A 19,755-nucleotide genomic window follows, 5' to 3' on the forward strand; every position below is an offset into this window, starting at 1 on the left:
CCAGGCAGATGTTGACGTGGATCCATCGGCCCAGCTCACGGCGGGCGAGCTGGTGGCCACCAGGCTCTAGCCGAAAGACGTGATTTCCCAGCACAGTCAGAGGAGGCGGGAGTTCCGGTTCCCTGCCACACCCAGGAGGGAAGGATCATCTTCGTGACTCTGCCTCGCCGTACGCTCCTTAGTGGTGTGGGGCTGGGCGCTTTCGCCCTGGTTTCTGGTGTCGCCTCGCCCGCTGCACAAGCCGGGACGTCCAGCCGTCTCCACGGCCTAGCTGCTCCAGACGTCAACCCAACGGAGTATTTCCGGCAACTACGCCAGGTCCTTATCGACAACGACAACTTGCTGGGTCCTCTGCGCGTCATCCCCACCGTTGAAAGCCAGATCGGTGCCATCCAGCAGGTGCGACAGGTGCACCACGGGAAGGATGCGGGCGATCTCACGTACCTCCAGGCGCAGTACGCCGAGTTCTGCAGTTGGCTACACCACGATGCTGGTGACTTCCGATCCTCGCAGTACTGGCTTGACCGAGCGTTGGAGTGGTCTTACACGACCGGCGACCAGGACATCACGACGTACATCCTGGCGCGCAAAGCCCAGCTCGCCGGCGACATGTCTGACGCGAAAACAGCAATTGATCTCTCTGCAGCTGCGGAGACAAGAGCCCGCCGCGACACTCGCCTAAGCGCCATCGCTGCCACCTACGCCGCCTACGGCCACGCCCTCGCTGGCGAAGCACGAGCTTCGGCTCAAGCGGTTGACCGAGCACGCGGACTGCTCTCAGATCTTGATCTCGATCCGGCGTCTCCGTGGGGTGCGTGGATGAACCCCGCCTACATCGAAGTCCACCAGGCCTGGAGCTTGTATGCACTCGGTCACCATGCCGAAGCCGCACAAGGCTTCCGCACGGCCATCGACGCGCTACCGGCCGCCTATCATCGAGATCGAGGAGTCTACCTAGCTCGTGAGTCTCTTGCCCACGCTGGCGCGAAGGAGCCTGAGCAGGCCGCAACCGTTGGTTTGCAGGCCATAGGAATCGCCGAGGCTACTGGGTCAGCTCGGATCATCACAGAGTTGATCCGGCTCGACGCCAAGCTGGAACACTGGCGGCAGGTGCGGGCAGTTGCTGAGTATCGCCAGGAGTTGGATGGACTCGTGGCTCGCCAAGCATAAGGTTCCCGGCGCTCCTTCGAAGGACCCTCATCGGCGAGGGCGGTCAGTCTGGCAACAGACGACGCATGGCGCCCCAGACGTGCAGGACCACCTTGACAGACAGTCGATGCCAGGATCATCTGGCCACATGAGCAGCCCCGATCACGCCATGCCGTCCGAGGGTGGCGTCGCTCGCCTGGCCCTGGCCGAGCAGGCCGCCCTGCTCGCCGACACCGCCTACCACCTGGTTCCGACGACGCGGGAGGCCGGCGCCCGGCTCGGCGGATTCGTCGCGGCGGCCGCGCCCCTGGTGAGATCGGCGCACCGCGTACTGGAGCTGGCCGTGGTGTTCGAGCGGGTCAGCGGCACCAGCTGGGAGCAGATCGGCGTCGAGCTGGGCATCAGCCGCCGGGCCGCCCAGGAGCGTTTCGGGCAGGCGGAGCGTGACTTCCGCGAGCGCTTCCTGCTCGCCTGGCTGCGGCCTGAACGCGCGCCGGAGTCGCCGTTGAGCCCCGGACGGCTCGCGGGCGTCGCCGGCAGGCTGCGTGCCTCCGTCACGTCCAGGCGAGCGATCGACGAGGACCCGTCGGCCACCTTCGACCTCGTCCCCATGAGTGACCTCGAACGCTCATCGCTGATCGCCAGGGCGGGCGCGCTGCTGAGGTCCGGGAGCACACCCGCCGGCGACCGTCGCGACCTGGAACGCGGCCTCTGCCGCCGGAAGGTCGAGCTGTACGAGGATCTGGTCGCCGCGGGCATGGCGGACGCGGACCTGCTGGAGGCGCTCGCCGGGGTCCGGGCGCGCTTGACGGAACTCCAGGACTGACGAGCCCGTGAACGCCGCCCGGGGTGCCCGCCTCGCCGTACCCGACGGCGGGACGGCGAGGCGGGCCTCCGGCGGCGTGCGGTCAGGGGCAGGACTCGCCGTACTTGACCACGCCGAGCGTGACGGGACCGGTCAGCGGCGCGGCAGGGGCCGGCCGCTGGGTGCACACCTGCCAGGCGGTGTCCCAGAAGACGAGGCGGTTGCGCCCCGTGGCGTCATTGATCCTGATCGTCGTACGGCCGGGCAGCGACCGGCGGGCGACGCGGACGCTCTTGCCCGCGAGGTCGGGCATGAGCCCCGGCGCCACCTGCGGGCTCTCGCGGACGGGACAGGTCTCGTTCGCCTTCACCACCGCCAGCTCCACCCGCTGTCTGTCCGGCGTCTCTCCGGCCGTCGGCCGCTGAGCGCAGACCTTCCAGCCGCGGCGCACGACCACGACCCGCCCGCGGCCGCTGACGTCGACGGTCCTGACGCGCTCGTATCCCGCGTCCCTGAGCTCGCCCAGCGCCTGCACCAGGCCCTGGCCGGCGACGTCGGGCACCGGCGCCGCGACGCTCGACAGGATGACGATCCCGGCGATCAACCACATGTGAGGACTCCTCCCTGAAGACCATGGGGGGAGTGGGCTGATCTTACTTCGGGGAGCGCAGGCCGGTGATGCGGCGGAAGAGATCCCACCAGAAGGGCGCGCCGAACAGCAGCGCCACGTAGGTGAGCAGGAAGCCGGGCCAGTGGCTGAGCGTGGTCAGGCGCGACCACCAGACCGGGCCGTTCCACGAGAGGGACGGGTCGCCCTCCTCGGGGATGACGACGCTGACGATGGCGTGGTCGAAGACCTTGACCAGGGCGGGCGAGCTGAGGGTCTCCGTGACGCACAGGTAGGGGTTGCCCGGCGTGTCGCACTCCTGGCGCAGCGGTTCGATCTGCTCGGCGCCGCTTCCGGCGATCGCCGAGACCGCCGAGCGGTAGGCGTTGTCGCGCAGCAGCGTCTTGGCGTACTCCAGGCCGTCCATGCTGAACAGCAGCACGACGACCAGCCCGAGGACGCCGACGACCCACTTGACGTAGCGCTTGTACAGCATGGACAGGCGCTGCATCTCTGCGTCGAACCAGGTCTCGACGCCCTGCCGGAAGCGGTCGAGGTCGCGCTGGGCGCCCTCCCACAGCCCCTGCAGGTGGCCGTGGAGCGGGCTGCCGATGCCCTTGAGCTTGGCCAGCAGCCCTTCGACGCCGTCCTTCTCCGCCGAGGCCATCTCCATCATGGCGACGGCGAACCGTTCAGGGGGGATGTTGGCGATGCTGGTCCGGCCGGTCTTGGGATGGTCGATCTCGCGGACCCGCTGGTAGAACAGCGTGGTCATGGCCTCCTTCGCCGCGCTCTCCTCGGCCGGCACCGGCGCGACCTCGGCCGGCGCGGGCAGCTGGCTGTGCTCGGGCCTGGGGTCGTGCGTGAACGGCAGCTTCGCGAAGACGTCGGCGACCTTGCTGGGCAGCCACGCCCTGCCGGAGGAGTCGGCGCCGTCCATGGTGTCCCTCAGGTAGGCCCACAGGAACTTGCTGCGGATGGACAGCAGCCGGACGAAACCCTCGTTGAGGCCGCTGACCAGGAGCGACAGCAGCAGGAAGCACAGCACGAGACCGAGCGCGAGATCGACGTAAAGAGACAGCAAAGCGATCACCCCACGCCGTGATACACGCCTGGCTCGCCGCACGCAACGCCTTTCACCCACGCAGGCCGGTGAGAGGCGCGTCAGTAGAAGACGCGCTCCACCACCTGGCGGGCGCGGCGGGTCACCCTGCGGTAGTCGTTGACGAAGTCCTCCGAGCCGTCGGGCGGGTAGCCGAGCGTCCTGGCGAGCAGGCGGCGCTCGTGCGCGCCGGACGGCACCATGTCGCCCGCCCTTCCCTTCACGAGCATGATCGCGTCGCGGATGCGGGAGGCGAAGCGCCAGCTGTCGGCCAGCACCTCGGCGTCGGCCGGGTCGAGCAGCCCGCGGGAGGCGGCCGCGCGCAGGGCTTCGAGCGTCCTGGTCGTGCGCAGCGCGGGCTCCGTGGCGGCGTGCCGGAGCTGCAGGAGCTGGGCCACCCACTCCACGTCCGACAGCCCGCCCCTGCCGAGCTTGGTGTGCAGCGTGGGGTCGGCTCCGCGGGGCAGCCGCTCGGCCTCCATGCGCGCCTTCAGCCTGCGGATCTCGCGCACGGACTCCTGGGGCAGGCCGCCGGGCGGGTGGCGCAGGTCGTCGATCATCTCGACGAACGCCGCGCCGAGCTCGGCGTCGCCCGCGCAGAAGCGGGCACGCAGCAGGGCCTGCGACTCCCACGGCGAGGACCAGCGGGCGTAGTAGGCGCGGTAGGAGGCCAGGGTGCGCACCAGCGGGCCCTGCCTGCCCTCGGGCCGCAGGTCGGGGTCGATCGGGAGCGGCGGGTCGGGCGCGGGCAGCGACAGCAGCCGCCGCAGTTCGTTGGCCACGGCGAAGCCCGCCTCCGGGCGTTCGGCGACGAACATGACGTCGGCGTCGCTGGCGTAGGAGCACTCCATGCCGCCCAGCCGGCCCATGGCGATGACGGCGAACGCGCCGAGCGGCTCGCCCCTGCGCTCCGCCCGGACCTTGGCCAGCGCGGCGTCGAGTGCGGCCTGGATCGTCACGTCGTTCAGCTCCGACAGAGCGACGCCGACCGTTTCGATGTCGGTCAGGCCCGACAGGTCGGCGACCGCCGTACGGAACAGCTCCCTGCGGCGCAGCGCCCGCACGGCGGCGACGGTGGCCTCGGCGTCGGTGTGCCGGGAGACGGCCGCCGCCGCCTCGGCGCGCAGCGCCGCGACCGGACGGGGCCGCAGGTCGGCGTCGGAGCCGAGCATGGCGACGCCCTCGGGGGCGCGGGTGAGCAGGTCGGTGGCGTAGCGGCTGGTGCCGAGGACGCGCGCCATGCGGGCGGCCACCGCGGTCTCGTCGCGCAGCAGCCTCAGGTACCACGGTGTGGTGCCGAGCCGGTCGCTGACCTGGCGGAAGCCGAGCAGGCCCGCGTCGGGGTCGGGGGCGTCGGCGAACCAGCCCAGCATGACCGGCAGCAGGGTGCGCTGGATGGCCGCGCGCCTGGAGACGCCGGTGGTGAGCGCGGCGATGTGGCGCAGCGCCCCGGCGGGGTCGTGGTAGCCGAGCGCCTGCAGGCGGGCGGTCGCCGCGGCGGTGGACAGCCGTGCCTCGGTGTCGGGCAGCCTGGCGACGGCCTGCAGGAGCGGCCGGTAGAACAGCTTCTCGTGCAGCCGCCGCGCCTCCATCGCGTGCTTCTTCCACTGCCGGGTGAACGCGGCGGCGGGGTCGGGGCCCAGCTTGAGCGCCCTGCCGAGCCTGCGCAGGTCGTCGCTGCCCGAGGGCACGACATGGGTACGCCGCAGCCGGTGCAGCTGCAGCAGGTGCTCGACCTGGCGCAGGAAGGTGTAGGCCTCGGCCAGGCCCCTGGCGTCGTCCCTGCCGACGTAGCCGCCGCGGGAGAGGGCGGCCAGGGCGGGCAGTGTGGCCCTGCGGCGCAGCAGCGGGTCGAGCCGCCCGTGCACGAGCTGCAGCAGCTGGACGGCGAACTCGATGTCGCGCAGACCGCCGGGGCCGAGCTTGAGCTGCCGGTCGCCCTCCTCGCTGACGTGCGCCTCGACGCGGCGGCGCATCGCCTGGACGTCCTCGACGAAGTTCTCCCTGGCGGCGGCGTTCCAGACCAGCTCGTCGACCGCGGAGACGTAGGCGGCGCCGAGGGCGGTGTCGCCGGCGACGGGCCTGGCCTTGAGCAGCGCCTGGAACTCCCAGGTCTTGGCCCACCGCTGGTAGTAGGCCAGGTGGCTGCCGAGCGTGCGCACCAGGGGGCCCGCGCGGCCCTCGGGGCGCAGGCCCGCGTCGACCTCCCACAGGGCGGAGCAGGCGCGCATCATCGCCTGCGCCAGGCGTGTGGCGGTGCGCAGCGCCTTGGTCTCGTCGGCGCCGTCGGCGGGCTCGGCCACGAAGACGACGTCGACGTCGCTGATGTAGTTGAGCTCGCGGGCGCCGCACTTGCCCATGCCGATGACGGCCAGCCGTACGCCGGTGGAGTCGACCTCGGCCCGCGCCATGGCCAGGCCCGCCTCGAGGGCGGCCCCGGCCAGGTCGGACAGCTCGGCGGTGACCTCGGCGAAGGAGGCGGCGCCGGTGACGTCGCGGGCGGCCAGGAGCAGCAGGCGCTGCCGGTAGGCGGACTGCAGCGCCTGTTTCGCGCCCTGGTGGGAGGCGGTCGGGCCGGGCTCGGGTGCCTCAGGGTCGGCGCCGACGGCGCGCAGCAGCGCGGCGCGCAGCTCCTCCTCCCCCGGCCTGGCCGGCGCCGGCTCCCCCGCCAGCGAACGCCACTGGCCGGGGTGGGTGATCAGGTGCTCGCCCAGCGCCGCGCTGAGCCCGAGCACGCCGAGCAGCCGCGCGCGCAGTCCTTCGTCCGATCGCAGCGCGTCGAGCACGGCGGGGTCGCGCTCGGCGAGCCGGGTCAGCGACAGCAGGGCCAGGTCGGGATCGGCGACGGCGGCGAAGGCGTCGAGCAGCCATGGCCCGTCGATCTCCGCGACCAGGCGTTCGGCGCGGGCCGCGTCGGCGAAGCCGAGCTTGGCCAGGCGGGCTGCGGTGGACTCGATCCTCGGCACCTTCTCATCTTGTCAGCTACGCGTATAGTGAGAACTGCAACGCAACGTTGCGTTGTATTAAGGGGAGAGGAGAGGTCATGCCCGCATGGGGACTGCTCGCCGCCTGGGCGCTGCACGACGCCGAGGAACTGGCCACGATGGCGGGCTGGGCCCGCAGGGCGCGTCCGCGACTCGCGGAACGCTTCCCCTGGGTGCCCGACCGGGTGTGGGAGGCCATGGACGTCGACCAGCGGCACGTCAACGTCGCCATCGGCCTCATGGGCGGGGTCGTGGCCGCCGCCGCGGCCAGCGGGCCTCGCAGCGGCTTCTACAAGGCGGCGCTGGCGGCGTTCGGCGCGCACGGGGTCGTGCACCTGGCCCAGGCGGCGACCGTGCGCGGCTACACGCCCGGCGTGGTCACCGCGCCGCTGGTGGTGATCCCGTACTCGGTGTGGGCATGGCGGCGGCTGGAGGACAAGCGGCTGCCCGCCTCGAGCTGGCTGCTGCTGCCGCTGGCGCTCGGCGGCGTCCACATGGCCGCGCACGTGCTCACCAGGCCGCGCGCCCGCGCGCTCACGCGGTGGCGCGACCGCTGGTTCTGACCACCTCGCCGAACGCCTCGGCCAGCGGCCGCCACGCGGCGACCAGGTCCTCCTCGGCCCGCTTGACCTCGACCACCAGGTCCTCGGGAGAGTTCCAGCCCGCGAAGATCTCGGGCGTGGCCTCGGGGTGGAACTGCACCGCCCACGCCCGCTCGCCGAGGCGGTAGGCCTGGTGGGGGTACTGCTCGCCGGTGGCGAGGAGCACCGCCCCCTCGGGCAGCACGGTCATGACGTCCTGGTGGTACTGCACGGCCACGGCCCTGTCCAGGCCGCCCAGCAGCGCGTCGCCGGCCGCCGCCGGCAGCGCCACCACCTCGCGGGCGCCCACCTCGAGCCCGTCGCCGCCGCGTTCCACCGTGCCGCCGCAGGCGATCGTCATGAGCTGGGCGCCCAGGCAGATGCCCAGCGTGGGCGTGCCGTCGGCCACGCCGGCCCGCAGCAGCTCGCGGGTGGCGGGCAGCCACGGGTAACGCGCGTCGTCCCAGGCGGACGCCTCGCCGCCGAGCACGATCAGTCCGTCCTCGGCGCGCGCCGGCACCTCCTCACCCAGATACGGCCGGACGACCCGCACGTCGACGCCGAGCCATTCCGCCAAGTACCCCAGACCGGCGCCGGCCTCGTGCTCGATGACAGTGATGCGCATACGCGCATTATCCGACCTTTATCCGCACAGGCGGGTCGGGCTCGGCCATGTACTCCGGCATCCCGGGGAGCGTCGGCCTGGGCCGCCTGGGCTCCCTGACGCCACCCTCGCCTCCCGGCGGTTCGCCGGGGGAATCACCGGAATCACCGGAATCACCGGGAAAGTCGTCGGTCCAGTGCGGCTCGCCAGGGCCGAACCCCGGCATCCAGGCGGGCGCGCCGCTGGTCAGCGCGCGACGCCGGCGTGAGCGCTTGCTCATCGCGGGCACCCTTCGTGGGGGAAGACTCCAGTGTCACCCGGCCATCCCGATAACGCCAGATCGAACCTTGTACCCAGGTTTCGCATCAAACGCCACAGAGATCACGATCACGGGGACGGCGGTATGGCGACGGCACTGATCGACGGGGACCCGCAGCGGCTCGGCGGCTACTGGCTGGCCGCCAGGCTCGGCGCGGGCGGCCAGGGCGTGGTGTACGAGGCGTACGCGCAGGACGGCCGGCGGGTCGCGGTCAAGGTGCTGCACGGCGACCAGGCGGCCCAGCTGGGCAGGGAGGCGGAGGCGGCCCAGCGGGTGGCCTCCTTCTGCACGGCCAAGGTGATCGCCGCCGAGCTGGACGGGCCGCGGCCGTACATCGTCAGCGAGTACGTGGAGGGGCCGAGCCTGCGCAGGGCGGTCGCGGACGGCCGCAGGTTCGCGGAGGGCGACCTGGTCAGGCTGGCCACCGCGGTGGCGACCGCGCTGACCGCCATCCACGAGGCGGGCGTCGTGCACCGGGATCTCAAGCCCGACAACGTGCTGCTGGGCCCTGACGGACCTCGCGTCATCGACTTCGGCATCGCCAGGACCGAGGAGATGTCGCTCACCGACACCGGCCTGGTCAAGGGCACGCCCAGCTACATGGCGCCCGAGGTGTTCACCGGACAGCGGGCCGGCGCCCCCGCCGACGTGTTCGCCTGGGGCGCCATCATGCTGTTCGCCGCGACGGGCGCCGACCCGTTCCAGGCCGACAGCCTGGGCGGGGTCATGCACAGGGTGCTGTCGTCCGTTCCCGACCTCGGCGCGCTGCCCGAGCCGCTGCGCCCGCTGGTCGCCGCCGCGCTCGGCAAGGAGCCCGCGCAGCGGCCGGTCGCCCGCCGGCTGTTACTCGCGCTGGTCAGCGGCGAGGCGGGGATCGGCACCGCGCGGCTGCTGGCCAGGGGCGGGAAGCAGGCCGCGCTGGTCAGCGGCACCGCCGACGATCCCGCGCTGGGCACGCTGGCCGAGGAGGCCTACGCGCTGCTCGACCCGGCCGAGCGGGAGCTGGCGCCCGAGGTGTTCCTGCGTCTGGTGACCGTGGACGAGCACGGCGAGCTGTCCGTACGGCACGCCGCGACGGCCGAGCTGGTCGAGGGCAGGCCACTGCCCGAGGTGGCCGCCATCACCAAGATCCTCAAGGTGTACGGCTACCTGCTCGGCCGGGACGGGGAGGAGATCTGGCTGGCCCGTCCGGCGCTGCCGCACGCCTGGCCGAGGTACCGCCGATGGATCGACACCAACAGGGACGGTCTCGCCGTCCACCGGCAGATCCTGCTGGCGTCGCGCCGGTGGGACCAGGGCGGCCGCAGGGACGGCGACCTGTTCCACGGCTCCAGCCTGGAGAACGCGCTGCAGTGGGCGGCCACGGCGCGCAGGAACATCACCCTCTCCCCCGCCGAGCGCGACTTCCTCGACGCCGCGGCGGGGGTGCGCAGGCGCCGGGCCAGGAGGAGCAGGCTCGTCTCGCTGAGCCTCGCGGGACTGCTGGTGATCTCCCTGGTGGCCGGGGGCCTGGCCGTCCAGCAGAGCATGGTCGCCGACGAGCGGGCCGCGCGGATCGCCAGGCAGCTCGAGCGCTCGGAGGCGACCAGGCTGACCGCGCTGGCCGCCGCGACGCGCGACACCGACCCGAGGCTGGCCATGCGGTTGAGCGCGGCGGCGTGGACGCTGGACCACACCCCGCAGACCAGGGCGGGCCTGGTGGCCTCGCTGGCGCAGCGGGAGACGGAGGTGTTCCAGGATCCCGCCGCCGACGGCGGCACGGTCAGGCGGCTGAGCGCCGACGGCAGGACGCTGCTCAGCGTCGGCGAGAACGCGGCGCGGCTGTGGGACCTGCGCACGGGCCGGAGCGCGGGCGGTGTCCCCGCTCTCGGGCTCGGCACCGAGACGGTCGCGGACGCCGCGCTGTCGCCCTCGGGCCGCACCCTGGCGGCCGTCACCGACAAGGGCATGAGGGCATGGGACCTGCGCGGCGGCAGGCTCGTCGGGAGGTGGGACTTCCCGCGCACCCTCGACCTGGTCAACGCCGGAGCCTCCGTCGCCTACGCCGACGAGCGCGGCCCCGTCCTGTCGGTGACCGAGCGGCCCAGCGTGCGGTGGGACCCACGTACCGGGAGCAGGACCCGCGCCGCCTTCCGGCACCGGCTCGACGCCGGGGGCGAGTGGGACACGGCCGACCATCCGCGCGAGCTGCGCCTGGTCAACCTCCGGACCAGGCGCGAGGTTCGGCTGGGCGTGCGCGACGGCGCGAACGAGCGCGGCGGCTGGAACCAGGGATCGGTGGCGGTCAGCGCGGACGGCCGGTTCGCCGCCTCGGTCTCCCACCGGGTGATCCAGATCTGGCGGATGGCCGATCGGGGACTGCTCGCCACCATGCCGGTGCGGGGCGACTCGGCCGACACCGACCTCCCGCAGGGCGCCTTCGACGGCCGCACCTACCGCTACCTCGTCGACGACCGCGTCTTCTCCATGGACCTGTCCGACCTGGCCTGGCGCGACGGCGAGCACCCGTCCTCGGTGGCGCTCGCCCCCGGCGGCCGTCACCTGCTGAGCGACGGCGAGCTGCGCCAGACCCGCGGGGGAGGCGTCCTCGGCTCGCTGCCGTCCACCGACCAGCCCGTCTTCTCCCCCGACGGCAGGCGGCTGGCCCTCCTGCTGCTCGACAAGATCAGGATCGTGGACGTGCCGTCACGGGCCACGCTCGCCGAGTTCCGGCCGGCCGTCCGCGGCATGGAACCGCTGACGGCCGTCTTCAGCCGGGACGGCGCGCGGCTGGCGGTCGTGCTGCGCACCCCCGACGACGGCACGTCGGTACGCCACCACGCCGCCCAGGTCTGGGACTGGCGGAGCGGGCGGCGGCTGTGGAGCGCGGACCAGGACGAGATCATCGACGTCGCGCTCTCTCCCGACGGCCGCACGCTCGCGCTGACCGGTCCCCGCCAGTCACTCCTCGACGCGGCGACCGGCAGGCGCGTGGGTGCGCCGTTCGGCGGCGAGGGGGTGCGGGTGTTCTTCACCCGGACCGGCGGGCAGCTGGTCGTGCTCGACTCCCGGGGACGGGTGACGCTCTGGGACGCCGCCACCAGGCGCCGGCTGAGCCCCGTCGCGAGAGGCGCCGACGGCATGTCCGCCGCCTACTCCCCCACCGAGGACGTGGTCGCGGTGGGCGGAAAGGCCAGGCTGCTGCTGTTCGACCCGATCAGCGGGGTGAGCCTGGGCGGCTACCCGGACGCCGGCGGGGCCGAGGCCGACGGCGGCGGCTGGATCAGGTCGGTGGTCTTCACCGACGACGGCACGTCGGTCCTCACGGTGGACGAGAAGGGGGTGGTCCGCGAGCAGCCGGTGGCCCCGGCCAAGGTGCTGGCGGCCGTCTGCGCCAGGGCGGGCGGGGCGCTCACCCCGGCCCAGTGGGGGGCGTACGTGCCGGGCCTGCCGTACCGGGAGGTCTGCCCCTCCTCATAAGATCGCCCGCATGAGGGAAGAGGATGTCGAAGGCCTGCGGATCGCCACCTTCGGAACGGGTCCCCGGCTCGTCATCGCGGTCCACGGCATCACCGCGTCGCTGATGGCGTGGGCGGCGGTGGCCCGCAGGCTGCCGCAGGAGTGGTCGCTGGTGGCGATGGACCTGCGCGGCCGCGGTCACAGCCGCGACCTGCCGGGCCCGTACGGCCTGCCCCGGCACGCCGACGACGTGCTGCGGGTGGCCGAGCACGTCGGCGCGGGCCCCGACGCGGTGCTCGCCGGGCATTCCATGGGCGCCTACGTGGCCGTCCTGGCCGGGGCGCGACGGCCCTTCGGCAAGGTCGTGCTGGTGGACGGCGGGCTGCCGTTCCCGCCGCTGCCGCCGGGCACCGACGTGGACGCCGTCATGGAGGCCACGCTCGGGCCGGCGGTCGCCAGGCTGAGCCAGACCTTCGCCACGGCCGACGACTACGTCGCCTTCTTCAAGGCGCACCCCGCCTTCGCCGGGCAGTGGACGCCGGAGGCGGAGGAGTACGTCAGGTACGACCTGGTGGGGGAACCGGGGGAGCTGCGCTCGCGGGCGGTGGGCGCCGCCGTACGCGAGGACGGCAGGTGGCTGCGGCTCAACGGCGAGGCCATCGGCGCCGCGCTGGCCGCCGTCCAGGCGCCGACGACTCTGCTGCGGGCACCGCGCGGGCTGCTCAACCAGGACGTGGGGATGCTGCCGGACGCGCTGGCCGCCGAGTGGACGGCGCGGGTGCCGGGGCTGCGCGACGAGCTGGTGCCCGACTGCAACCACTACACGATCCTGTTCGACGACCGGTGCGCGTCCCTGGTCGCCGCTCGCCTGACGGAGCGGGCGGATCGGCCCGCCTGACGGAGTGGCCGAGCGCGTGGGTGGCCCGAGCGGGCCACCCACGGGGCGTGTTCTAGCGTGGAGCGATCCAGGTCGCCTTGGCCGCGGCCACCGGCGTGCCGTCCACCTCGTAGATGGCGCTCTCGCCGAAGAGCTTGCGGCCCTCGCGGCCCGTGGCCCTGGCGACGACGGAGTAGGTGCCGCCGGGGTAGACGCGCCGGTTGACCTGCAGGGTCAGGCGGCCGAGCAGGGCCGACTCGCCGGGCTCGAAGTGGGCCCAGCCGGTCACGCAGTCGAGCACGGCGCCCACGACGGACACCGGCACCGCGCCGTCGGCGTCGGTCACCGTGAACGGCACGCGCCACCCGGCCGCGACGAGGCGGCCCTCGCCGGCGTCGGCACCGTCGACCGGGCCGGGGAAGACGCGCAGGCCGTCACCGGGCTCGCGCAGGCCGCAGGCGAAGCACTCGGGGAAGGCGTGGCCCTGCCAGCCGGCGAAGCCGGCCTCGGCGCGGGCGGCCTCGTTGAACGGCACGAAACCGGGACCGGTCAGGTGCTCGGCGACCGGGATGGCCTCGACGAGCAGCTTGCCGTCATGGTGAAGGGACGCGGAGTTGGCCACGTGCTCCAGACGGACCTCGGTCTCGAGCGGGGTGGGGGCATGCAGCGTGACCTCCACGGCCGAGGAGAGACCGTTGAGCGCCTCGGCCACGGTGCCGGAGATCCAGCCGCCGTTGGCGATGCCCGCGGGGCCGCGGAAGCGCTCGGGGACGGTCAGCACGGTCTGCAGGGCAGCCGTCGTCATCCACACCCTCCAATATGTCCGGAAATATCATTTAGAACGGACCGATTTTACCCGAGGGTCCACACACCAAGAGAACCAGGGGCTCATGTCAGGGTCGCTAAGCACGTGTAACGCGCCGATGACGGCCTAGCTTCCCATGGAATCGGCAAAAGCACTCACTTGTCCGTAAGATTCTGCTCCTTGACACAGATGTGACATGGGGGTCAGAAGTGACTGTGCTGAGCCGTCGGAACCTCATCAGGGCGGGCGCCGCCGCCACCGTGACGCTGGCGTTGCCCACCAGGGCCGAGGCGGACCTCCTGGTCAGCGGGACCATCCCGGCGCAGCTGGCCGCCTTCGACAAGACCATGCAGAAGTACATGTCCGAGCGGAGCATCGGCTGCGGCCAGCTGGCGGTCGCCAGGAAGGGCAAGCTGCTGGCCGCCCGCGGTTACGGCTTCTACCGCCCCAACACCACCGACTCGGTGGCGCGCATCGCGCGCGTGCAGCCGACCTCGCTGTTCCGTGTCGCGAGTCTGAGCAAGAGCCTCACCGCAGCGGCGATCCTGCGCCTGGCCCAGGACGGCAAGTTCACCCTGACGACCCCGGTGACCACGCTCCTCGGCCTGTCGGCCGCCGCCGACCCGCGCCTTGAGCAGGTCACCCTGTGGCGGCTCATGCAGCACACCGGTGGCTGGGACAGGGCCGTCAGCAAGGACCCGCTGTGGCTCGACGCCACCATCTCCGCCTCCCTCGACGCGCCGCTGCCGATCAGCCACGCCGACATCGTGAAGTACGTCACCGCCAAGCCGCTCGACTTCGACCCCGGCAGCAAGATGTCCTACAGCAACTACGGGTACATGCTGCTGGGCCGGATCATCGAGAAGGTGTCGGGGCAGAGCTACGAGTCGTACGTGCGGTCCAAGCTGCTGGCGCCGCTGGGCATCGACCGGATGACGCTCGGCAGGAGCCTGCGCGCCGAGATGTCGCCCAGCGAGGTGAGCTACAGCTCCAAGTACACCAACAAGAGCGTGGTCGACTCCTCAGGCGCGGTCGTGCCGTACCCCTACGGCGGGTTCAACATGCCCAACCAGGACGCCAACGGCGGCTGGGTGGCCTCGGCCGTCGACATGGTGCGGTGGGCGAGCGCCTTCGACGCCTCCGGCGCCGTCCTGAACGCCACCTCCATCTCCCGCGCCTTCGCCAAGCCCGAGATCGGGGTGAGCGGCGACGGCTGGTGGTACGGCTGCGGCTGGTACGTCAGGACGTGGGGCAACGGCCTCAACACCTGGCACACCGGGTCGATGCCGGGCACGTTCACCCTGCTGGTACGGAACGCGGCGGGCGTGACCTGGTGCGTGCAGTTCAACCGGCGGGAGGAGGAGGGCTCGCCCGACTTCGACGTGATCGACAGGCTGATGTGGCAGGCGCACGACACGGTCACCTCCTGGCCCACCACCGACCTCTACCCGAAGTACCTCTGACACCGGCGGCCGCCGGCGCACCCGCTCGGCGGCCGGGCCGCAGGTCGTGAATTCTTCACTGGCCCGCGCCCCCGGCGCCTTCGACGATCGAGGACATGACGAACCTCGACAGTCAACCGCCCCGCCAGGTCATCCCCGCCCGCCCCGCCGACCTCCTGGTGTTCCTCGCCATCGCGTTCGGCGGCGCGTGGCTGGCCGCGATCCCGCTGTGGACCGCCCCCGCGTCGGGCGCGGGCGGCGCGCTGCAGCTGACGCTGGCGGGCATGCAGCTCTCCCCCACGCTCGGCGTCCTGGCCGTCTGGCTGCTGCGCAGGGACAGGGCGCGAGCCTGGGCCCGCGACACCGGCCTGACCCTCGGCGGCAGGCGGGGGCGCACGCTCGGCGTCACCGCGCTCACCTGGATCGGCACGCCCGTGCTCGTCGCGGCCGTGATCGCGGCCGGCGCGCTGCTGGGCCTGTTCCCCACCGACCTGGCCGGGCTGTCCGGCTACCGCCAGGTCTTCCCCGGGGCCACGCACAGCTTCGCGGTCATCGGGGCGCTCCTCGCGGTGGTGGTCTACCCGCTGCTGTACGCGATCGGCGCGTTCGGCGAGGAGTGGGGCTGGCGCGGCTGGCTGCTGCCCCGGCTCATGCCGCTCGGCCGCGGCAGGGCGCTGCTCGTGTCGGGCGTCATCTGGGGCCTGTGGCACGCGCCGCTGACCGCGGCCGGCCTGCACTACCCCGGCCTCGGCTGGGCGGGCGTGCCGCTCTTCACGGTCAGCTGCGTGGCACTCGGGTCGTTGCTGGGCCTGCTCCGCCTCCGTACGGCGAGCATCTGGCCCGCCGTGATCGGGCACGCCGCGTTCAACGCCTCCGCGCAGGCGCTGCCGTTCATCGTCTCCGACGCCCGCCACCCGGCCGACGCCGTGCTCGGTGGCGTGTTCGGGCTGACCGGCTGGGTGCTGACCGGCGCCGTCGCCGTCCTGCTGGCCAGGAAGACCCCGGCGCCGCGGCCCGCCCTCGATGTGGCCGGCCGCTAGAGGAAAGAACTCGGGACCTGAACGAGATGGGTCATCGGTGGCGTTCGTGGAGCTCAGCGCGAGTGCGACGACCAGCCGCGCGGTCAAGGCCGGTAGACGTTCGGCAGCGGCAGATAGGAGCTGAAGTGGTCGGCCACGATGTCCGCCACGGCCTCCGCATCATCGAGCCCGTCAACCTCGAGGACTCGTATGCCCAGGCGACGAGCGGAGCGGGCGGCCTCGTCGGCGACGAGGCGGTCTCGGGCGAGCCGGTTGCGCTGTGCTCGATCAGGGTCGCTGACCGCGCGATGGACGGCGGCGGCGCGGGGCAGCTCGCGGAGCTGACGCTCACGGAATTCCTCGCTCGGCACCATCACGATCATTCGACGGGGTGAGTCGATGATGGGGGCGACCAGTTCGGGACGCAGTCCCCAGCCTTCGGCGACGATGGGTCGCCCCGATACCAGGCCGCGCAGGTCGTCCAGAGCCCACTCGAACCGCGTGGGGAAGCCGGCCAGGGTCTCGTCGGCCATCTCCTGAGGGCTGGTGTTCACCCAGACGCTGTCCGGATCGGGGTCCGCGGTGGGCTCGCCGAGTCGCGCTCGGCGTGCGATCCGACGGTCATTGTGCGCACGCGCGTCGTGATAGTCGTAGTGGTACGCGGTCAGCCCGTAGCGGGTGGCCAGCAGCCTGGCGACGGTGGATTTGCCGGCCCATTGGCCACCTCCGATCCATAGGGCGCTGCGCAAGGTGCCGAACGGATCCCAGACCTCACCACCTGTGGCGTTCACGGTTACAGCCTGACAGCCGTACAGACCAAAGAAACAGTCTTGTTCCTGCCTGCCTGGCCGGGAGATGATCGAAGAGAAGGGGAAAGTCGATCACCCCCGAGCACGTACGGTGACCGGTCATGCCTCGGCGATCGTCAGGGCGGCGACATGCCCTGCCGCTGAGCGACTCCCGATCACGACGGAGGTCTCAGCAGCAGGGCATCTTGACTGCTCAGAGCACGGGCAGGTAGCGGCCCAGCTCGAACTCCGTCACCTGGCGGCGGTAGTCGCGCCACTCGGTGCGCTTGTTGCGCAGGAAGTAGTCGAAGACGTGCTCGCCCAGGGTCTCGGCGACCAGCTCGCTGCGCTCCATCACGGAGATGGCCTCGTCGAGCGACTGCGGCAGCGGCTGGATGCCGAGGGCCCGCCGCTCGGCGCTGGTCAGCGCCCAGACGTTGTCCTCGGCGGGGGCGGGCAGCTCGTAGCCGTCCTCGATGCCCTTCAGCCCGGCCGCCAGCACGAGCGCGAAGGCGAGGTACGGGTTGCAGGCCGAGTCGAGCGAGCGGAACTCGATGCGGGTGGAGCCGCCCTTGTGCGGCTTGTACATCGGCACGCGCACCAGCGCCGAGCGGTTGTTGTGGCCCCAGCAGATGTAGGACGGCGCCTCGCCGCCCTGCCCCGCGATGGCCTCGGCGCCGCCCCACAGGCGCTTGTAGGAGTTGACCCACTGGTTGGTGACCGCGGTGATCTCGGCGGCGTGCTTGAGCAGCCCGGCGATGAACGACCTGCCGATCTTGGACAGCTGGTACTCGGCGCCCGCCTCGTAGAAGGCGTTGCGGTCGCCCTCGAACAGCGACATGTGGGTGTGCATGCCGGAGCCGGGGTGCTCGGTGAACGGCTTGGGCATGAACGAGGCCCAGATGCCCTGCTCCAGCGCGACCTCCTTCATGACCAGCCGGAAGGTCATGATGTTGTCGGCGGTGGTGAGCGCGTCGGCGTAGCGCAGGTCGATCTCCTGCTGGCCGGGGGCGCCCTCGTGGTGGCTGAACTCCACCGAGATGCCCATCGACTCCAGCATCATGATCGCCTGGCGGCGGAAGTCGTGGCCCGCGCTGTGCGGGGTGTGGTCGAAGTAGCCGCCCGAGTCGATCGGCTCGGGGCGCGGCCCGCCCGTCTCCGGCCGGTTCTTCAGCAGGAAGAACTCGATCTCGGGGTGGGTGTAGAAGGTGAAGCCCATGTCGGCGCACTTGGCGAGGGCGCGCTTGAGCACCCACCGGGGGTCGGCGTGGGACGGCGAGCCGTCCGGCATGAGGATGTCGCAGAAGATGCGCGCCGCGCCCGGCGCCTCGCTGCGCCACGGCAGGATCTGGAACGTGCCGGGGTCGGGCTTGGCGAGCATGTCGCTCTCGTAGACGCGCGCGAAACCCTCGATCGCCGAGCCGTCGAACCCGATGCCTTCGGCGAAGGCGCCTTCCAGCTCGGCGGGCGCGATGGCGACGGACTTGAGAAAGCCGAGCACGTCAGTGAACCAGAGCCGGATGAACCGGATGTCGCGCTCCTCGAGTGTGCGGAGAACGAACTCCTGCTGACGGTCCAAGGCGTCCCCTTGACTGAAAAGACATGTCTGGTCCTCTACAGTCTGCCTGTTTCGTGTTTCACGCGCGTTACGAAGGTCGCACGGGGTGTCACGCGGCCAGCGCGTGCCTCGCTGACAAACGGCTCCCGCCCCTCCTAGGGTGATCACGCACTACCGTCTCGGGGGAAACACGGATGAGCACTGAGCTGCGCAAACACAAGCTCGATCGAGCTTTCACGCATATCGACGTCGACGGCAGGGGGCAGATCGAGCGCGACGACCTGCTGGGGCTCGGCGCGCGCCTGCTGGTGGGGTTCGGCGAGTCTCCGACCTCGGTCGTCGGCGACCGTCTCGTGCGGAGCTTCGACGCCATCTGGTCGGCGCTGACGGCCGAGCTCGGCAGGGACAACGACGCGTGGATCTCCAACGCCGAGTTCCACGCCGGGATGACCGGCGCGTTCGTCGAGGGCGACATGTTCGAGCCGGTCTTCAGGCCCGCGGCGACGGCGGTCGCGGAGCTGTGCGACGGCGACCACGACGGCCGGATCGGGGTGGCCGAGTTCCGCGTGCTGCTCAGCGCGTTCGGCACCGCCTACGACGACGTCGACGAGGCCTTCGACCGGCTCGACCGCGACAGGGACGGCGAGCTGGGCGTGGCGGAGCTGGTCGAGGCCGTCAGGCAGTACTACACCGGCGACGACCCCCACGCGGTGGGCAACTGGCTGTTCGGGCCGCTGTAGTGCTGACCATGACGCCCGCGAGCGCGCTCACGCCGCTCACCTCGCGGGTTCCCGCGCTGGCCGCGCCGTGCAGGATGCACCGCTCGGTCCACGCCATCGAGGCGGCCGTCATCGACTGGACCCGGCGGACGGGGCTCCAGGTGGACCGCAGGTCGGCGTGTCACCGCCTGGCCGCGCGTGCCTTCGCCGAGTTCGACGCCAGGGCGGCGGCGCTGTTCGCGCAGTGGCTGACATGGCTGTTCCACCTGGACGACCTGGTGGACGAGGAGGGCCAGCCGTACCCGAGGTTGTTCGCGGGGAACGGGGCGCACCCGCTGGAGGCGGCCTTCACGGACCTGTGGCGGGCCACGAGCGCGACCATGAGTGACGACTGGCGGCTGCGCTTCGCGACGAACCTGCAGCGGCAGGCCGACGCGTGCCGGGCCGAGGCGGACAACAGGGCGAGCGGCGCGGTGCCGACCATCGCGGAGTATCCCGCGCTGCGCAGGGGCACGGCGGGCCCCTTCCTGTACGACCTGGTGGAGCCGTGCCTGGGCGTCGAGGTGCCGCCCGAGCTGGCCGCCGCCGAGCAGTGGCAGGCGCTGGTGGACTCCTGCGCCGACGTGGCCGCCTGGTGCAACGACCTGGCCTCGCTGGCCAAGGAGCGGGGCGACGCGCACAACTTCGTGGTCGTGGCCGCGCGGGAGCTGGAGGTGGGCGAGGCCGAAGCCGTCGACTGGGTGCTGGACCGGATCGAGGAGCGGTGCGCAGACATGCGGACGGCGGCCAAGCGGCTGCCGCTCGGCGAGCTGCCCCGCAGGACGGCCAGGGACGTCAGCATGGTGGCCTGCGCCTACCTGACCGCCCCGCGCGCCCACATGGACTGGGCCGCCGAGAGCGAGCGTTACACGTAACGTCATCGCCCGCTTCCCCTATGTATTCATCGTGGGGGGCAGAC

The 19,755-nt window shown here is 72.0% G+C and carries 16 protein-coding genes; 9 read left to right on the top strand and 7 right to left on the bottom strand.

Annotated features, from left to right (window positions below; all coding sequences use genetic code 11):
• Positions 1-153 precede the first annotated feature (153 nt).
• Entirely contained in the window at positions 154-1,170 is a 1,017-nt protein-coding gene (locus ACWEVS_RS15905; RefSeq protein ID WP_452552039.1) for a hypothetical protein, read from the top strand.
• 127 nt (positions 1,171-1,297) lie between these two features.
• Complete coding sequence (locus tag ACWEVS_RS15910; protein WP_452552041.1) at positions 1,298-1,975, top strand: hypothetical protein; 678 nt, start codon at positions 1,298-1,300, stop codon at positions 1,973-1,975.
• Positions 1,976-2,057: 82 nt separating this feature from the next.
• Here ACWEVS_RS15910 and ACWEVS_RS15915 read toward each other — a convergent pair whose 3' ends face one another.
• From ACWEVS_RS15915 to ACWEVS_RS15925, 3 genes are all read right to left on the bottom strand, one after another.
• Positions 2,058-2,564, bottom strand: a complete 507-nt coding sequence (locus ACWEVS_RS15915) for a hypothetical protein (RefSeq protein ID WP_452552043.1) — start codon at positions 2,562-2,564, stop codon at positions 2,058-2,060.
• 43 nt (positions 2,565-2,607) lie between these two features.
• Positions 2,608-3,654, bottom strand: a complete 1,047-nt coding sequence (locus ACWEVS_RS15920; protein WP_449916213.1) for a hypothetical protein — start codon at positions 3,652-3,654, stop codon at positions 2,608-2,610.
• A 71-nt stretch (positions 3,655-3,725) separates the two neighbouring features.
• Complete coding sequence (locus ACWEVS_RS15925) at positions 3,726-6,629, bottom strand: bifunctional [glutamine synthetase] adenylyltransferase/[glutamine synthetase]-adenylyl-L-tyrosine phosphorylase (protein ID WP_452552045.1); 2,904 nt, start codon at positions 6,627-6,629, stop codon at positions 3,726-3,728.
• A gap of 77 nt (positions 6,630-6,706) precedes the next feature.
• Between ACWEVS_RS15925 and ACWEVS_RS15930 the strand changes: the two genes are divergently transcribed.
• Complete coding sequence (locus tag ACWEVS_RS15930; protein ID WP_452552047.1) at positions 6,707-7,210, top strand: HXXEE domain-containing protein; 504 nt, start codon at positions 6,707-6,709, stop codon at positions 7,208-7,210.
• Here the strand turns inward: ACWEVS_RS15930 and ACWEVS_RS15935 are convergent.
• The gene (locus tag ACWEVS_RS15935) at positions 7,182-7,853 is read right to left on the bottom strand and encodes a type 1 glutamine amidotransferase (RefSeq protein ID WP_452552049.1); all 672 of its coding nucleotides are present in this window, start codon (positions 7,851-7,853) and stop codon (positions 7,182-7,184) included. The two genes, ACWEVS_RS15930 and ACWEVS_RS15935, sit on opposite strands and share 29 nt — an antisense overlap.
• 382 nt (positions 7,854-8,235) lie before the next feature.
• On the opposite strand from ACWEVS_RS15935, the gene ACWEVS_RS15940 reads away from it, so the two are divergent.
• Together ACWEVS_RS15940 and ACWEVS_RS15945 are read left to right on the top strand one after the other, a co-directional pair.
• The gene (locus tag ACWEVS_RS15940) at positions 8,236-11,610 is read left to right on the top strand and encodes a serine/threonine-protein kinase (RefSeq protein ID WP_452552051.1); all 3,375 of its coding nucleotides are present in this window, start codon (positions 8,236-8,238) and stop codon (positions 11,608-11,610) included.
• Between the two features lie 10 nt (positions 11,611-11,620).
• A complete protein-coding gene (locus tag ACWEVS_RS15945) occupies positions 11,621-12,487 on the top strand; it encodes an alpha/beta hydrolase (RefSeq protein WP_452412882.1) in 867 nt (288 codons plus the stop codon).
• Positions 12,488-12,539: 52 nt separating this feature from the next.
• Here ACWEVS_RS15945 and ACWEVS_RS15950 read toward each other — a convergent pair whose 3' ends face one another.
• Positions 12,540-13,271: a hypothetical protein gene (locus ACWEVS_RS15950; RefSeq protein WP_449916225.1), complete on the bottom strand. Its 732-nt coding sequence runs from the start codon at positions 13,269-13,271 to the stop codon at positions 12,540-12,542.
• A 215-nt stretch (positions 13,272-13,486) separates the two neighbouring features.
• Here ACWEVS_RS15950 and ACWEVS_RS15955 point away from each other — a divergent pair, with 215 nt between their 5' ends.
• Positions 13,487-14,734 (top strand): serine hydrolase domain-containing protein, encoded by a 1,248-nt coding sequence (locus ACWEVS_RS15955; protein WP_354912904.1) that lies wholly within the window; start codon positions 13,487-13,489, stop codon positions 14,732-14,734.
• A 95-nt stretch (positions 14,735-14,829) separates the two neighbouring features.
• On the top strand, positions 14,830-15,753 hold the full coding sequence (locus tag ACWEVS_RS15960; protein ID WP_452412880.1) for a CPBP family glutamic-type intramembrane protease: 924 nt from the start codon (positions 14,830-14,832) through the stop codon (positions 15,751-15,753).
• Between the two features lie 83 nt (positions 15,754-15,836).
• Here ACWEVS_RS15960 and ACWEVS_RS15965 read toward each other — a convergent pair whose 3' ends face one another.
• Together ACWEVS_RS15965 and glnA are read right to left on the bottom strand one after the other, a co-directional pair.
• Positions 15,837-16,523, bottom strand: a complete 687-nt coding sequence (locus ACWEVS_RS15965; RefSeq protein WP_452412879.1) for a hypothetical protein — start codon at positions 16,521-16,523, stop codon at positions 15,837-15,839.
• 211 nt (positions 16,524-16,734) lie between these two features.
• Positions 16,735-18,099 carry a type I glutamate--ammonia ligase gene (gene glnA / locus ACWEVS_RS15970; protein ID WP_449916231.1) on the bottom strand — a complete coding sequence of 455 codons (1,365 nt, stop codon included), beginning with the start codon at positions 18,097-18,099 and terminating at the stop codon, positions 16,735-16,737.
• Between the two features lie 173 nt (positions 18,100-18,272).
• Between glnA and ACWEVS_RS15975 the strand changes: the two genes are divergently transcribed.
• Complete coding sequence (locus tag ACWEVS_RS15975; RefSeq protein ID WP_449916232.1) at positions 18,273-18,818, top strand: EF-hand domain-containing protein; 546 nt, start codon at positions 18,273-18,275, stop codon at positions 18,816-18,818.
• Positions 18,819-18,826: 8 nt separating this feature from the next.
• Positions 18,827-19,711 carry a terpene synthase family protein gene (locus ACWEVS_RS15980; RefSeq protein WP_449916234.1) on the top strand — a complete coding sequence of 295 codons (885 nt, stop codon included), beginning with the start codon at positions 18,827-18,829 and terminating at the stop codon, positions 19,709-19,711.
• The last annotated feature ends 44 nt before the right edge of the window (positions 19,712-19,755 follow it).

This window comes from Nonomuraea sp. NPDC003754 (genome assembly GCF_053605785.1).